The following is a 16,769-nucleotide window of genomic DNA, read 5'->3' on the forward strand; positions in this document are numbered from 1 at the left end:
GATACAGTTAACGACCATAATATTAACGATAAAAATTGCCTAAAGCCTGTTGCCAAGCCGGTAACTCAATAGCGCTAAAAGGGAAGGATGGGATGACTTTGCGTACTTCATATATTGTGGGTTTGATTGCCTGCACAGCCGTTGGCTTAACCAGTGTACAAATTATTGAGTCTGCGCATGCAGAAACGCTCAAAATTACTGGCCCCAATGGTGAGGTTAAACAACAAGCGAAACGCCAATATGGTCCAACAACATCAAGAGATACGTTTTGGAGTATTGCGCAAAAAGTCAGACCCAGCGATAAGGTCAGTGTTTACCAAGTGATGGCAGCGTTGTTTGACGCTAATCCACATGCTTTTAGTGGTAATAATTACAATACATTAGAGCGAGGGATGATATTACTTGTTCCTTCTGTTGATGTAATAGCCGCTATTCCCAATGATGTCGCTAAACGCCGTGCAGAACAAGATGACCGCCGTGCTAGCAGACAAACACAGCCTCGTCCCGTCATTAATAATAAACCTATTCAATCTCCTATAGTCGAAACGCCTAAAAAGCCTACCGTTTCAAAACCACTGCAAATAGTGCAGCAAACACCTGCTGTAGAAGTACAAACCAAAGCGATTACAGAGGCCAATGCCGTTGTCGTAAATGACCTCAATAGCACCTTAGATAAAGCCAATGCAAAAACCTTGATGCTGACCGATGAGCTTGCGCGTGCACAAGATGAATTAATGGTCAGCAACAATGACAATCAAGTGTTGAAAAACAAAATTGAACAAATGTCATTAAACATTTCCTCGCTTGAAGAAGATCTACAACTATTACGCGAGAAATATGAAGGCTTAAGTTTAGAAAATAAAAAACTTGTAGATCAAACTGAAAATGTGGAACCCGTTGTAGAAGAACCCACTGACTTTTGGCGCAGCCTAATGGATAACACCATTTTGTTGATCATTGCTGCATCGATTCCTCTGTTAATTATATTCGGACTTATTTTCTGGTTACTTAGTCGCCGTAATAAAAAAAATCAGCAGTCTGAAGTAAAAACAGCAACCCAGTCTGAACAAGAGTCTGCAGCTGCAACAGACCGCGATGACTTAGATGACTCTGATGATATTGTGGTCCATTTAGATTCAAACGATGAAGAGTCAATTGATGATTTATTGGATTTAGACAGCGTAGATTTACAGCCTGAAATCCAAATGGAAGGTGATGCCGAAATGGATATGGCATCAGATATGTTTGTTAGTGAAACAGAAACAGAAATAGAAGATGAGGAAGGGACCTCATTAGATGATTTATGGGCAGAGGCGATGGAAGATCAAGATTCTGATCTTGAACCTCTTGAAGATGACGATGATCTCGACAGTCTACTGGCTGGATTAGATGACAAGCCAGCTGCAACCCTAAATTCTGCTGCACCAGAAGATGATTTAGACAGTTTGTTGGCGGGTTTAGATGAAGATACAGAAAAAGATGATCTAGATGCTTCAGCAGAAAATGATATTGACTCGCTATTAGCTGAGTTTGATATGCCAGCAGAGCCGGATAATGTTGCCGCTGAAGAATCGGTAAAATCAGCTGAAACAAGCGCGGATGATGATATCGACTCACTATTGGCTGAATTTGACATGCCAGCTGAATCGGACGATGTTGCCGCCGAAGAACCGGTGAAATCAGCTGAAACAAGTGCGGAAGATGATATTGATGCATTGTTGGCTGAGTTTGATATGCCAGCAGAGCCGGATGATGTTGTCGCTGAAGAATCGGTAAAATCAGCTGAAACAAGCGCGGATGATGATATCGATGCATTGTTGGCTGAGTTTGATATGCCAGCAGAGCCAGATGTTGCCACTGAAGAACCGGTAAAGTCAACTGAAACAAAGGCCGATGATGATATCGATGCACTGTTAGCTGAGTTTGATATGCCAGCAGAGCCAGATGTTGCTGCCGTTGAAGAACCGCAAATATCAGCTGAAACAAAGGCAGATGATGATATCGATGCATTGTTGGCTGAGTTTGATATGCCAGCAGAGCCGGATGATGTTGCCGTTGAAGAACCGCAAATATCAGCTGAAACAAAGGCAGATGATGATATCGATGCATTGTTGGCTGAGTTTGATATGCCAGTAGAGCCGGATGATGTTGCCGTTGAAGAACCGCAAACATCAGCTGAAACAAAGGCAGATGATGATATCGATGCATTGTTGGCTGAGTTTGATATGCCAGCAGAGCCAGATGTTGCTGCCGTTGAAGAACCGCAAACACCAGCTGAAACAAAGGCAGATGATGATATTGATGCATTGTTGGCTGAGTTTGATATGCCAGTAGAGCCGGATGATGTTGCCGGTGAAGAACCGCAAATATCAGCTGAAACAAAGGCAGATGACGATATCGATGCATTGTTGGCTGAGTTTGATATGCCAGCAGAGCCAGATGTTGCCTGTGAAGAACCGCAAATATCAGCTGAAACAAAGGCAGATGACGATATCGATGCATTGTTGGCTGAGTTTGATATGCCAGCAGAGTCGGACGATGTTGCCGCTGAAGAGCCGATAAAATCAGCTGAAACAAACGCGGAAGATGATCTTGATTCATTACTATCAAAATCTGATTCAGAACAAACTGATGTTGATGCTCCTACTGCAGCGGACGAAGATATAGATGAACTCCTAGCTGGCTTGTCTGTGACCAAGGATGAGAACGAACAAGATAGTTCAGAAGATGATGGGGATACTGAACCTCAGCCACTAAACAGTGATTCAGTTGATAACGATGATGATATTGCCGCGTTAATTGCAGCTGAGTTACAAGATGATGTTAACGAAGATATCCCAGACGTAGAGTCTAGTGACGATGACATTGATGCATTGTTGTCTAGCTTGAATGAGCCTGTTATTGAATCAGTATTTGACGAAGAAAGTGATGAATTATCTACAGTAGAACAAGCATCTTCCGATAGTGATGATTTAGCGGCGCAAATTGCAGCTGAGTTAAGCGATGATGAAGATGTCGCTGACTCTATTGATGATAATGAAACCAGTGACGATGACATCGATGCATTATTAGCGAGTCTTAACGAGCCGGTGGTTGAGTCAGATGCTGATGTTCAGGAAAAAGCGGCTGTCCAAGCACAGATTGCAGCTGAATTAGATGATGATATGTCTAGCGAAGAATCTACATCTGATGATGAGTCACTCGATGATGATATTAATACCTTATTGGCAAGCTTTAAAGACGATATAAAAGACGACGCTCCGTTGATTGGCGAGACTGAAAATATTGACTCTGACAGCACTCAAATTGACGGCTCTCAATCTGATAATGAAAGTATCGACGATAATGCATTGTTTGATGAGTTTGATGAATATCTTAATGATACCGATTTAGTCAACACAGATGATGTCGCAGATATTGAAACGACCCCGTTTATTGAGCCTGAAACCGATGCTGATAAAGCTGCAAACAGCGATGACGAAGATAACAGCTGGTTAGATGCTGAACTTGAAGCCGCGTTAGCATCAACGAGCAATAATGATGTTGAGTCCGATCAAGAAATTGCAGCTATACCAACTCCTGTAGCCACGCCTACATCAGAAACTGATGCCGATGATGGTTTGGATGCATTATTAGCGCAAATGGACGATGATGATAAAACTTCATCTACAGCGCAAAATAAAGCCAATAAAGATTCAGGTTTCTTTAATGACCTTAAATCAAGCAAACCTAAACCTGAACTTTTAGATTGGGAAAGCGATTTACTTAAAGCTGCCGAGTCTGCTGCTGACGAGAGAGAAGTCGATGAAGCAGATGTGAGTGATGATGATCTACTGGCGGCATTTTCACAGTCACTCAAAGATGATGACAACGATGATGACTTTACCTCTGAAGATGAGTATATCCTTAGCGATGACAACTTAACGGTTGATGAAGCATTAGCAGCACTCGATCAAAAAGAACGAAGCCAATCAACAGAATATAAAGCCAGTGACGATGACTTAATGCGTTTTGAGCGTGAAAACGGTTATATCGACATTGATAAACTGTTGAACGATGCTGATGAAGATGACGATAAAACCGACCAGTATAAAGACGTCAATGTTGATATGGGCTCTGTTAATTCGTTAATCGGCAACCCGAACATGATCGATGTTGATGATGAAGAAAACTCCGTTAATGCAAAACTTGATTTAGCCAGGGCGTATATTGAAATTGAAGACCAAGACAGTGCCCGAGCGTTATTAAAAGAAGTGCAAATGGACGGTAATGAACGTCAACAATTAGAAGCAAAAAATTTACTGAAAAGTGTTAATTAACGCGAGCAATTGAGGCTGAATAGGCAAAAACATAGGCTTATGTTGACCACATAAAAGCAAACGGCGCAGATACATGCGCCGTTTTTTTGTGATAAACTGCGCGCCATTATTGAGTAGAGGATATAGGCATGCGGGTCGCGTTAGGTATTGAATATGATGGTAGTAGTTTTTGTGGGTGGCAGCGCCAACTCGAGGTCGATTCAGTGCAAGCCCAGATTGAGAAAGCGTTAAGTTATGTGGCTAATGAACCTATAACCGTATCGTGTGCCGGAAGAACAGATACTGGTGTGCACGGTACCGGGCAGGTGGTTCATTTTGACACAGATGTTCAACGTCCAATGACGGCGTGGACACAGGGCGTTAATGCTAATTTACCAGACAGTGTGGCTATACGCTGGGCAAAAGAAGTCGATGACAGTTTTCATGCTCGTTACAGTGCTACAGCCAGACGTTATCGCTATGTGATTTATAATCATAAACTGCGCCCTGGTATTTTAAGTGCAGGTGTAAGCCATTATCACGGTGATATTGATGAAACTTTGATGCATAAAGCGGCACAGCTTTTTGTTGGCGAACACGATTTTACCAGTTTTAGAGCCTTGCATTGTCAATCTAAAACACCGTTTCGAAACGTGCATCAAGTCAATGTAACTCGCCAAGGTATGTATGTGATGGTCGATATTCAAGCTAATGCATTTTTACATCATATGGTGCGCAATATTGTTGGTTCATTACTGCAAATCGGCTTAGGTAATCAACCTATAGAGTGGATAACAGAATTGTTTGCCCTGAAAAATCGTAAGCTAGCGGCACCTACCGCTAAACCGAACGGATTGTATTTGGTCGACGTAACTTATCCTGAACATTATCAATTACCTAAGCTAGCTTTGGGTCCATTGTTTATGCTCGATTAAGCCCTTTAAACTATCTATGTTATTTAAGTTAGCTAAGTTATCTTTATTGAAATGTAAAACGAATGTTCTGTATTCGCAGGCCGAGCAAGGTTTGAATAAGTTAAATGGTATTGAATTATGTCAATCGTGTCTGAAATAACTGTGCCCAATCAACAGTCAAATTTAGCTCAATGGCTGGATTATTTGTTGGCAATTCATCCTAGCGAAATTGACATGGGTTTAACTCGAGTCAGCGCAGTTGCCGAGCGATTGAGTGTGCTTGATTTGGCGCCAGCTAAAGTGATTACCGTAGCCGGCACCAATGGCAAAGGCACAACCTGCGCCATGTTGGCTTCGATTTTACGTCAGGCTGGTTTGTCTGTCGGCGTGTATAGCTCGCCTCATTTGCTGCATTACAATGAACGGGTGCAAATAAATCAACAAGACGCTAGTGATGACGCTCTTATCGAAGCTTTTTGTGCCATAGAGGCGGCGCGAGGTGATATTTCATTAACCTTTTTTGAATATGCTACCTTAGCTGGTTTATATTTGTTTAAAGCTGCTAAAGTCGATGTGATCATCCTTGAAGTGGGTTTAGGTGGACGGTTGGATGCAACCAATATTATTGATTCCACAGCCACTATTTTGACCTCAATCGATCTTGATCATCAAGAATATTTAGGCGATACCCGCGAACTGGTTGGCAGAGAGAAAGCTGGTGTGTTTCGCCCCGATTGTGTCGCTATTATCGGTGAGCCAGACTTACCGTTGAGCATCACTGAATATGCGAATCAACTCCATACAACCCTTTATCGTGTTGGGCATGAGTTTAATTACCATAAAAATCAGACTCAACCAGCATTGTGGCACTTTGAATCTGCACGGCAGTCATATACAGGTTTAACGGTGCCAAGGTTACCGCTAGCTAACGCTGCTAGTGTTGTTGCGCTGCTAAGCCATATTTGGCCGCAAATAAGCCAACAGCACATAAACCAAGGATTACAACAAGCTCAACTCGCTGGGCGACTAGAGCAGGTGAGTCAGCAACCATTAGTATTATTAGATGTTGCGCATAATCCACATGCCGTCAGATATTTAGCGCAACAGTTACAGGCTTACCAAGGCCGTCGTATTGTAGCCTTGTGTGGCATGCTTAAAGATAAAGACATTAAGTCAGTATTGGCGACATTAGCCGAGCAAATTAGCCATTGGAACTTGGTGAGTTTAGATAATCCACGTGGCGCATCAGCACAAGCATTGCGTCAAGCATTGCCCAATGACGGTAGCTGTGAGCATGTAAGTGAGTTTGCTGACATCGCTAGCGCATGGCAAGCTATACAAGCTACAGTCAATGCAGATGATGTGGTTATTGTCTTCGGTTCTTTTTATACTGTAGCTGGCTTTAAATCTTTATAAACACTATTTATGTCAGACGTCGGTCGTGCAAGCCATCATTAACGTCATTTGGTTAAAAAAGGGAATTAGCTTTGAATCGTCAATTTCAAAATCGTTTGGTGGGTACCATCGTATTAGTGGCCTTAGGTGTGATTTTTTTACCCGATTTGTTAGACGGTAAAAAAACGCAGGTGGTTGAGGAGTTTACTGAAATTCCTTTACGTCCAGTTCAGTCAAGTGCTTCAAATAAAGTCAATTCTGACAATAACGCTGAACCAGCGGAAGAATTCCAAGTGTTAACGATTGCTGAGCCACAAGATCTCAGTAATGATATCGTTGCATTAGGGGAAGCTGAACCGAAAAAAGAATCGACACAAGCTGTTAAGCAGCCAGCTCCTGCTCCAGCTAAAATTACAACAGCAGTTAAAAAGCCTGAAACCCAGGTTGTTAATAAAGTGAAATCACCCATTACTGCTGGGTTTACATTGCAGTTAGGCGGCTTTAACAATATTACCAACGTAAAAGCATTGATAGCACAACTGCGTAAAGCAGGGTTTAACGCTTATACACTGCCTAAAGTTCCCGTAGAAGGGAAACTAACCAGAGTGTTTGTAGGCCCTGAAGTATCAGAAGAAAAACTTAAAGCTCGTCAGCAACCTATATTCAAATTAACCGGATTAAAAGGCAAAATCGTAGCCTATAATCCACAGGAACAATAACCTCTTCAGACGGTGTTTTGCGTGCGTGATTAATATTTACAATTTGATTGTTCTTAATCACGCAAGAATAATTTGTGCAATCAGAGGTGAGAAACATCTCTGTCTCTGTTAGAATCCCGCCGTCTTGAACCCTATACCGGATCACCATCTCCATGGTTTGGATTGATTACGCAATAATTATTGTCATCGGGTTATCAACTATTATTAGTTTGATCCGCGGATTCGCCAAAGAAGCCATGTCTCTTGTGGTTTGGTTTGCCGCTTTCTTTATCGCTAGCCAGTTTTATCTTGATCTTGCTGCTCATTTAACCCAAATGCAGGACGAGTTAGTCAGAAACGGTGTGGCGATTGCCATTCTTTTTATCATTACCCTGATCCTAGGGGCACTCGTTAATTATTTATTAGGCCAGTTAGTGGCTAAAACCGGATTATCGGGCACAGACCGTGTTTTAGGCCTGTGTTTTGGTGCCATACGTGGCGCGTTAATCGTTAGTGCATTACTGTTTTTTATGGATGCTTTTACGGCATTCCCTGACACCAAATGGTGGCAGGACTCTGTTCTTGTACCTGAATTTGGCGTGGTTATTCAGTGGTTTTTTAACTACCTTGAAAATACCTCAAGCTTTGTACCCAAAATATAAACATAAAAACACCTTACAGTGAGGAACCTTACCCATGTGTGGTATCGTCGGAATAGTAGGAAAATCAACAGTTAATCAGACCATTTATGATGCGCTGACTGTGCTCCAACATCGTGGTCAAGACGCAGCAGGTATTGTGACGGTTGACATGAATGCGTTTCGTTTACGCAAAGCAAACGGCTTAGTCAAAGATGTGTTTGAACCTAAACATATGCAGCGTTTACAAGGCAATGCCGGTATTGGACATGTTCGTTATCCTACCGCTGGCAGCTCGAGTGCATCAGAGGCACAACCGTTTTATGTTAACTCGCCATTTGGTATTTCGTTAGCGCATAACGGTAACTTGACTAATACGATTGAACTGGCTGCTAGCCTAGTCACAAAGCGTCGTCATGTTAACACTACCTCAGATTCTGAAATCTTGTTAAATCTGTTAGCCGATGAATTACAAGAAACGCGCAGTTTAACTTTAAGTGCCGACGAAGTGTTTGACGCAGTTGCTAAAGTACATGCGCAAACGCGTGGTGCTTATGCGGTAGTTGCGATGATTATTGGCCAAGGTTTAGTGGCATTTCGTGACCCATTTGGTATTCGTCCTTTGGTATTGGGTAAACACGAAACCGCAACGGGTACCGAGTATATGGTTGCTTCAGAAAGTGTTGCTTTAGACGCTGTTGGTTTTGAAGTGATGCGTGACGTAGCACCTGGTGAAGCTGTTTATATTTCTCTTGATGGCCAGTTATTTACCCGTCAATGTGCAGCAGACCCAAGCTATGCCCCATGTATTTTCGAATTCGTGTATTTTGCACGTCCCGATTCGAGCATTGATAAAGTGTCTGTTTATGCAAGCCGTGTAAACATGGGCGCTAAATTAGGCGAAAAAATTAAGAAAGAATGGGAAGATCACGACATTGATGTTGTTATTCCTATTCCTGAGACTTCGTGCGATATCGCATTAGAAATTGCACGTTGCATGGATTTACCGTACCGCCAAGGTTTTGTGAAAAATCGTTATATTGGTCGTACGTTTATTATGCCTGGGCAGTTAGAGCGTAAAAAATCAGTACGTCGTAAACTGAATGCGATTAATACCGAATTTAAAGGTAAAAACGTATTATTGGTTGATGACTCGATTGTACGTGGTACTACGTCTGAACAGATCATTGAAATGGCGCGTGAAGCTGGAGCAAAGAAAGTATACTTTGCATCAGCAGCACCGGAAATCCGTTTCCCGAATGTGTATGGTATTGATATGCCAACGTCTAATGAGCTTATTGCTCATGGCCGTGATGCAGACGAAATTGCCAAAATCATTGGTGCCGATGGCATTATTTTCCAAGACTTAAGCGACTTAATTGAAGCGGTAAGAATGGAAAATCCAGAGATTAAGCGTTTCGAAACATCAGTGTTCGACGGTCATTATATTACCAACGACGTTGACCAAGCTTACTTGGATCATTTAACGCAGTTACGTAACGATGATGCCAAAGCCAATCGCTCAAAAGACATTGGCACTAACTTAGAAATGCACAACGAGTGTCATCCATAAGTTAACCACTGTTTGTGAGTGATAAAAACCAGCATGAAAATGCTGGTTTTTTTATTTTAAAGCCTAGATGCTAGAACGCTTCGCGGCTAGAGGCTATAAGGGCGGTAAAGATCGATATCAAGTGAATGCTGCGAAAATGCCTAGATGCTAGGTCGCTTCGCGGCTAGAGGCTATAAGAGTGATAAAGATTGATATCAAGCGATGACAAGCGAATGCTGCGAAAATGCCTAGATACTAGGTCGCTTCGCAACTAGAGGCTATAAGGGCGATAAAGATAGATAACAAGCGATGGCAAGCGAATACTGCGCAAATGCCTAGAGGCTAGGTCGCTTCGCTGCTAGACGCTATAAGAGCGATAAAGATTGATAACAAGCGGTAACAAGCGATAGATATAGAGATCAAGCGATCAAAAACGACAAACATCGATCACAAGTGCATCAGGCTTAAGGGGACGCTTTCAAATACGATCATCGAGCAATATTGCGGTAACGCTTTTGAGCCGGGATCCAGCTTTTAAAGTGGTGTAGCGCACTCGTCGGAGAATGTCCGTTGTAGATGCTATATAAGTGCTTTAATCGCCAAATAATCTTGCAACGTTTGTGAGGCTTTTTGTGGGTTCGACAGGTTTATTTTTTGGTAGTGGGTCAGCACTTTGTTTAAATATCGCTTAGCAATATCGCGCTCTTGGTCATTGTTACATTGCCAAAATTTAGTGCCTACAGCGCTAATTTTAGCCGTAGTACTATCGCTATTTATTTGTGATGATGAATTGCTACGCGTTACGTAGATAATTTCATAAAAACGACGGTTTTGTTCAATCAGTTTTTCATCAATTAATTCACAATCAAGTTTGATAAGTTGTTGGCGTAACTCATATTGATGGTGAACTGGACACAATAAAAAATCGATACTGCGATCAGAATATTGTTGGCAAAGTGAGTTAACGAACTCGATCATCAAATCTCCACCCACTCCGGCAATAATCACCAAGGGCGTATGCTCATCTTGATCCAAAGGTATTGCTGACACATCACTACAGTGTACTTGCCATTTTGGTGGATTTTGCGGTGGGTAAAAACATTCGAGCTTGGCGGTTAACTGCTGCATCAATGCTGGCACAATGTCGACGAAATGGATCATGGCTGCATGTCTGTCTAGCAACGCGGCGCCGAGTAATCCATGGTCGCAACAGCAATCCCAAATATGAGTGTAACTATTGGGGATCATCATGTTGATATGTGCTAAGCGGTGGCCGAGTTTCATCTATTTATCAAGTTTGGAAGTGAACCTGCGCATTGTAATGATTTAAGTGACAAAGTGGTTAATTATTTCATATTTGCAGCTTGGCGTATTTAACGCTAATCTATACTGTAAATTTATACAGTTAAGTGGCGCGGTTCATCTTTTGAACGCTAGCGACCCAACAGTGGATTATGATTTTATATATTGCTGAAAAACCCAGTTTAGGTCGTGCTATTGCCGATGTTCTGCCAAAACCACATAAAAAAGGTGATGGCTTTATCACTGCTGCTAATGGTGATTGCGTGTCATGGTGTATTGGCCATTTGCTCGAACAAGCAGAACCGGACGCCTATGACGATGCATTTAAGTCATGGAAACTCGAACATCTTCCCATCGTGCCACAAACGTGGAAACTACAGCCAAAACCTAAAACACGCAGTCAACTTACGGTGTTACGTAAACTGGTTAAGCACGCGTCATCGATAATTAATGCTGGCGATCCAGACCGAGAAGGGCAGTTGCTGGTCGATGAAGTGATTTCTTATTTGGGTGTGAAAGGAGACAAACTCAATCAAGTTCAGCGCTTATTAATTAGTGATTTAAACCCACAAGCCGTAAAACGCGCGCTAGGGCAGTTACGCAAAAATCGTGAGTTTGTGCCGTTATCGACCTCGGCATTAGCACGAAGCCGCGCTGATTGGTTATATGGCATGAACATGACTCGCGCTTACACTATCCAAGGACGAAAAGTCGGCTATCAAGGTGTGTTGTCGGTTGGTCGAGTACAAACACCGTTACTCGGGTTAGTGGTACGCCGCGATGATGAAATCGCTGATTTTACCCCTAAAGCATTTTACGAAGTATTAGCCCATTTATTGACAGACCAACAACAAGCATTCACCGCAAAATGGCAACCTAGCGAAGCATGTCAACCATATATGGATGAAGACGGCCGAGTGTTAGCTAAAGGTTTAGCCGAAAATGTCGTTGCCCGTATCAATGATAAACCTGCGGAAGTCACTAAAATTGAAGCTAAAGATAAGCGCCAAAACCCACCATTACCTTACAGCTTATCGGCTCTGCAAATAGATGCTGCTAAACGTTTTGGGTTATCGGCAAAAGAGGTACTGGATACTTGCCAAAGTTTGTATGAGCGCCACAAATTGATTACTTATCCGCGCTCAGACAGTCGCTATTTACCTAAAGAGCAGCATGCTTTGGCACCAAAAGTATTGGATGCCGTGCTCAAAGGCGCTTCAGGCTTAATTGAAGGTTGTGAGTCTCCTAATAGCAAACTTAAATCTAAAGCGTGGGACGACAGTAAGGTAGATGCTCACCATGCGATAGTGCCAACTGAAAAGGTGGCTAACTTATCGACATTATCAAGCAATGAAGCCAAGTTATATCAACACGTGGCAAGGCAATATTTAGCCCAGTTCTATCCCGCTTATATCTATGCAGAAACCGCAGTTGAAGTGACCATTGCCGGTGGATTATTTACCACTAAAGCACGTCAGGATAAAACTTTAGGTTGGAAGCAATTATTTAAGCGGACTGCCACAGTAAATCAAGCTAGTTCTAATTCAACTAGCAGCGATGACGACAATGATGATGCGGTACTGTCGTTACCGCCACTGGTTAAAGGGCAAATATTGCATTGTCAGCGTGGTGAATTACTACAGAAAATGACTCAAGCACCGAAGCATTTTACCGACGCCACTTTATTAGGCGCGATGACGGGCATTAGCCGTTACGTAACAAACAGTGAAATTAAAAAAATCCTTAAAGAAACCGATGGCTTAGGTACAGAGGCCACTCGTGCAGGAATTATTGAATTGCTGTTTAAGCGCGGTTATTTAGTTCGCCAAGGAAAATCAATATTGGCAACGCCCGTCGGTGTTGGCTTAATCCGCAGTTTACCCGAATCAGCAACCACACCCGACATGACCGCCTTATGGGAAAACAGCCTCGATGCTATCAGCCAAAAACGTTTAAAGTACGATGCCTTTATGCAGCCATTGTTGAGCCAGTTAGATGGCCTAATCACTCAAGCATCGAGTCAGTTACCCTCAGCATTACAAGGTGTTGCCAGTAGCGCACCAAAACGCAGCTTTAAGAAATCGTATAAAAAGAAGGCTAAAGCGAAAAGCTAAATTGGCAAGTGTTACTTGCATTACAGTCTAGGTATTTCGGGAATATAGCTGTGTTAACTCACAATTAGGAACTTTGTAAATGTGAGTTAACTTTTAAACCATTAAGTTCATATAGTCGATATTTAGAGACAAACATACTAATAACCTAGGAAAATAAAGGAGAGTGTTATGAAAAGCACACTAGTGTTAACGATATTTGCAGTAAGTTTATTGTCTTATGCATCGAATGCCACCGCAGATAAAACCATTTTAGCTGGCGGCTGCTTTTGGTGTATGGAGTCAGATTTTGAGAAACTTGATGGCGTAACCGATGTGATCTCTGGGTTTACTGGCGGAAACATTAAAGACCCTATCTATAACGGTAACCATCGAGGGCATTTTGAAGCGGTTGAAATAACATACGATCCTAGCAAAGTGAGCTATGCAGAGCTGTTAGAACATTACTGGGTCAACATTGACCCTTTTGATGCAAGCGGACAGTTTTGCGATAAAGGTTCTAGCTATTTAAGTGCCATTTTTGTGGCAAACGACACCGAACGACAAATTGCACAACAGTCTAAAAGCAAAGTAGAAAAGCTGTTTCCCAATAGCAAAGTGGTCACGCCGATTTTAAATGCGTCTACATTTTATCCTATAAAAGGCGATGAAAGTTATCATCAGGATTACTATAAAAACAACCCTATTAGATACAATGCCTACCGCTGGAACTGCGGCAGAGACAAAAGATTAAATGAAATTTGGGGTGATAAAGCGACACATTAGGCTTAATTTATGGCAGCCGCTACTTGTATTTTGGCGCTTCAGGTATCACCCATACAAAAGCAAAGGGGTATGAAGGTTACAAAGAATTTGATTGTGATAAAGAATGTGAGTGTGAAAAAAGTTAGAGTGTGAAAAAGAGTTCAACGCTTTAGAAAAAGCACTTTTTTGAATTAATCGATTTTTAGGGTTATGTTGGCGTATAACAACATAACAAAAATATTATTTTGCTCGCAGGCAGGCTTAGACACTGGCTTGCCGCAGTTCCGTGTATTATCACTATCAAATTGAATTATGATTTTATACGGAATAAAATAAAACAAGGAATAGGATTAATGAAAGATTCAAGGAATGAAATAGCGAAATATGGAATAACCTTTGGAACAGCGTTATCTATCGCTATTTCATGGAGTGTAAACAAGTCTGTTTTATGGGCGATTTTTCATGGTTTTTTATCTTGGTTTTATGTCATCTGGCACGTCGTGACGCGATAGTCTTTTGCTTCTTCAACGCAGGAGTTAGCGAACATTAAAACGTTAATGCCGTAGGCTAGAATTGAATAAGATTATCGGAATAATGATGAATAAGATGTCATCGTTAGTCTTATCAATCTAACACGCTTTTATCTAAGATCCCTTTATCGATTAGCTGCAACAATATATTGCGGGTTTTATCTTTTAAGGTGTCACGTAGTAATCGGGCTGCGGGGGTAATCGATTGCCTGCTGGGAAATATGAGCCACAGTTCTGTTGGCTTTGTTTGGTATTCTGGTAATACATGCACGACGTTACCGTTAAGTAAGTCACTTGATATATCAAGGCAAGATTTAAGCCCAATGCCTTTGCCTGATACACACCAGCGATGCACTAATTCACCGTCATTTGAGATTCGGTTGCCTTTCATTTTGATTTTTAATAACTCATCGCCGCGATAAAACTCCCATACATCGTAAGTAATGTCATTGAGTTGATATAACAGTCCGTTATGTGAGGCGAGGTCTTGTGGGTGTTTTGGCATACCATGTTTTGCTAGGTAAGCTTTAGATGCACACAATAATCTGGGGACATTACAGATTTTAAACCCGTAAAGATTAGCGTCATTTGGCGAACCATAGCGCAAGGCTAAATCGACGGAGTCGCGGTAAAAATCGAGATTACTGTCATTGATATTGGCGCGAATACTGACCTTTGGATAAGTATCCATAAAGTCATCAATCCATGGAATGACAATATTACGCCCAAGGTCTGACGACATGGCTAAACGTAAATCGCCGTCAACAATGTCTAGCTCACCTTTCATGTTCTGCTTGGCTTGCTCTAGCATTAACATCGCTTGTTCACACTGTGGAATGTACTTTTCGCCTGCGCTTGATAAACGAAGTTGCCGGGTGGTGCGAATAAATAACTCTACGCCTAAACTGGCTTCAACCCTTTTTAATGCTGCACTGGCGGTGGCTGTACGCATGTCTAAATTGGTTGCCGCGGCAGTAATGCTGCGAAACTCTGCGACTTTAAGTACCACATAAAGGTCTTCTAATAACATGATTATCCATTTTTAATTGATAATGTTTCAATCATTATGCTGTTTGTGAAAGATAAAACAAGCGCTAATATAGCTTCATCAAGTTTGAGCAACCTTATTTTATATATCACAGGAACAACCTTATGAAAGCTATTGGATATAAACAGTCTCTTGAAATTTCGAACCCAGAATCATTAATCGATGTGACATTGGATCAACCAATTGCAACAGGTCGTGATTTATTGATTAAAGTGAGTGCCATTGCAGTTAACCCTGCCGATTATAAAGTGCGCTTAAACATGCCACCTGCGGATGGTGAAGTTAAAGTGATTGGTTGGGACGCGGTTGGCGAAGTCATTGCAACAGGTGACAAGGCAAGTCAATTTAAACCTGGTGATGTGGTGTACTATGCTGGTGATATTACTCGCACAGGAAGTAACGCTGAATATCAGTTAGTTGATGAACGCTTAGTGGGTATGAAGCCTAAGAGTTTGTCGAATGCAGAAGCTGCAGCGCTACCATTAACGGCAATAACAGCATGGGAATTGTTGTTTGAACATTTATCGATTAAGCAGCAAAGCCCTAGCGCGATAGAGAAATCAAACGAAGTGATTTTGGTTGTTGGCGCTGCCGGTGGTGTGGGTTCTATATTTGTACAATTAGCTAAAGCCATTACGGGTGCAACCATTATTGGTACGGCATCACGTGCAAGCTCAAGTGAGTGGGTTAAGAAATTGGGTGCGGACTATGTTGTCGACCACACTAAACCGCTTGCTGCACAAATAGCGGCATTAAACATTGGCCCAGTGACTCACGTTGCGAGCCTAAACAGCACCGATACTTATTTTGACAGTTACACTGAGTTATTAGCACCGTTTGGTAAGATTGCTATGATTGACGATCCAGTTGCACTTGATGTGACTAAATTGAAGCTAAAAAGCTTGTCATTACATTGGGAGTTTATGTTTGCTCGTTCGATGTTTAACGCAGTCGATATGGATGAGCAGGGACATTTACTTAACCGAGTAGCGGATCTTGTTGACCAAGGTTTTATTCAAACCACGTTAGGCCAGCACATGGGCGCGATTAATGCTGCAAATCTTCGTGCTGCACATGAGGCGTTAGAAGCCGGCCGTGCAATTGGTAAAATTGTGTTAGAAGGATTTTAATTAATAGCTTTATTGTATTATTAATCACGTTAAAACTTATATTATCGAACAGGAATAAACATGTCACATTTAACTATTGTAGCCAACATTAAAGCTAAAGCGGACAACATTGAGTTAGTAAAAACTGAGTTGGTGAAGCTGATTGAAGTCACTCGTGCTGAAGAAGGGTGTATTAGTTATGATTTACACCGAGACAATGAAAACTCTGCCCACTTTATGTTTTATGAGACTTGGCAGACCCGTGAATTATGGCGTGTGCATATGGAAAATCAGCATTTAGCCGATTTTGTGGCTGCAACTCAAGGTGCAGTTGATGAATTTACGTTGAATGAAATGACCGTTATCGGCTAGTTTTATGTAAGTTGGCGATTCAATTGAGTGACATCCAAAAGCAGAACATAAAATGTTC

Annotated in this window: 12 protein-coding genes; 10 read left to right on the top strand and 2 right to left on the bottom strand. The window is 41.9% G+C overall.

Annotated features, from left to right (window positions below; genetic code table 11):
* Positions 1-92 precede the first annotated feature (92 nt).
* From SFRI_RS07155 to purF, 6 genes are all read left to right on the top strand, one after another.
* A complete protein-coding gene (locus SFRI_RS07155; protein ID WP_011636867.1) occupies positions 93-4,319 on the top strand; it encodes a FimV/HubP family polar landmark protein in 4,227 nt (1,408 codons plus the stop codon).
* Between the two features lie 128 nt (positions 4,320-4,447).
* Positions 4,448-5,233, top strand: coding sequence for a tRNA pseudouridine(38-40) synthase TruA (gene truA, locus SFRI_RS07160; protein WP_011636868.1), 786 nt, complete (start codon positions 4,448-4,450; stop codon positions 5,231-5,233).
* A 117-nt stretch (positions 5,234-5,350) separates the two neighbouring features.
* Positions 5,351-6,628 (top strand): bifunctional tetrahydrofolate synthase/dihydrofolate synthase, encoded by a 1,278-nt coding sequence (folC, locus tag SFRI_RS07165; RefSeq protein WP_011636869.1) that lies wholly within the window; start codon positions 5,351-5,353, stop codon positions 6,626-6,628.
* Between the two features lie 71 nt (positions 6,629-6,699).
* Positions 6,700-7,326, top strand: a complete 627-nt coding sequence (locus SFRI_RS07170; protein ID WP_011636870.1) for an SPOR domain-containing protein — start codon at positions 6,700-6,702, stop codon at positions 7,324-7,326.
* 152 nt (positions 7,327-7,478) lie between these two features.
* Complete coding sequence (locus tag SFRI_RS07175) at positions 7,479-7,967, top strand: CvpA family protein (RefSeq protein ID WP_011636871.1); 489 nt, start codon at positions 7,479-7,481, stop codon at positions 7,965-7,967.
* A 34-nt stretch (positions 7,968-8,001) separates the two neighbouring features.
* Complete coding sequence (gene purF, locus SFRI_RS07180) at positions 8,002-9,516, top strand: amidophosphoribosyltransferase (RefSeq protein ID WP_011636872.1); 1,515 nt, start codon at positions 8,002-8,004, stop codon at positions 9,514-9,516.
* A 558-nt stretch (positions 9,517-10,074) separates the two neighbouring features.
* On the opposite strand, the gene SFRI_RS07185 is transcribed toward purF, so the two are convergent.
* A complete protein-coding gene (locus tag SFRI_RS07185) occupies positions 10,075-10,779 on the bottom strand; it encodes a tRNA (adenine(22)-N(1))-methyltransferase (protein ID WP_011636873.1) in 705 nt (234 codons plus the stop codon).
* Between the two features lie 170 nt (positions 10,780-10,949).
* Here SFRI_RS07185 and SFRI_RS07190 point away from each other — a divergent pair, with 170 nt between their 5' ends.
* Both SFRI_RS07190 and msrA read left to right on the top strand, forming a co-directional pair.
* A complete protein-coding gene (locus SFRI_RS07190; RefSeq protein WP_011636874.1) occupies positions 10,950-12,911 on the top strand; it encodes a DNA topoisomerase III in 1,962 nt (653 codons plus the stop codon).
* A gap of 168 nt (positions 12,912-13,079) precedes the next feature.
* Positions 13,080-13,673 (top strand): peptide-methionine (S)-S-oxide reductase MsrA, encoded by a 594-nt coding sequence (msrA, locus tag SFRI_RS07195; protein ID WP_011636875.1) that lies wholly within the window; start codon positions 13,080-13,082, stop codon positions 13,671-13,673.
* Between the two features lie 603 nt (positions 13,674-14,276).
* On the opposite strand, the gene SFRI_RS07200 is transcribed toward msrA, so the two are convergent.
* Positions 14,277-15,212 carry a LysR family transcriptional regulator gene (locus SFRI_RS07200; protein ID WP_011636877.1) on the bottom strand — a complete coding sequence of 312 codons (936 nt, stop codon included), beginning with the start codon at positions 15,210-15,212 and terminating at the stop codon, positions 14,277-14,279.
* Between the two features lie 122 nt (positions 15,213-15,334).
* Between SFRI_RS07200 and SFRI_RS07205 the strand changes: the two genes are divergently transcribed.
* Both SFRI_RS07205 and SFRI_RS07210 read left to right on the top strand, forming a co-directional pair.
* Positions 15,335-16,360, top strand: a complete 1,026-nt coding sequence (locus SFRI_RS07205; RefSeq protein WP_011636878.1) for a zinc-binding alcohol dehydrogenase family protein — start codon at positions 15,335-15,337, stop codon at positions 16,358-16,360.
* A gap of 60 nt (positions 16,361-16,420) precedes the next feature.
* A complete protein-coding gene (locus tag SFRI_RS07210) occupies positions 16,421-16,711 on the top strand; it encodes a putative quinol monooxygenase (protein WP_011636879.1) in 291 nt (96 codons plus the stop codon).
* The last annotated feature ends 58 nt before the right edge of the window (positions 16,712-16,769 follow it).

The sequence above is a fragment of the Shewanella frigidimarina NCIMB 400 genome, assembly GCF_000014705.1.
GTDB lineage: Bacteria > Pseudomonadota > Gammaproteobacteria > Enterobacterales > Shewanellaceae > Shewanella > Shewanella frigidimarina.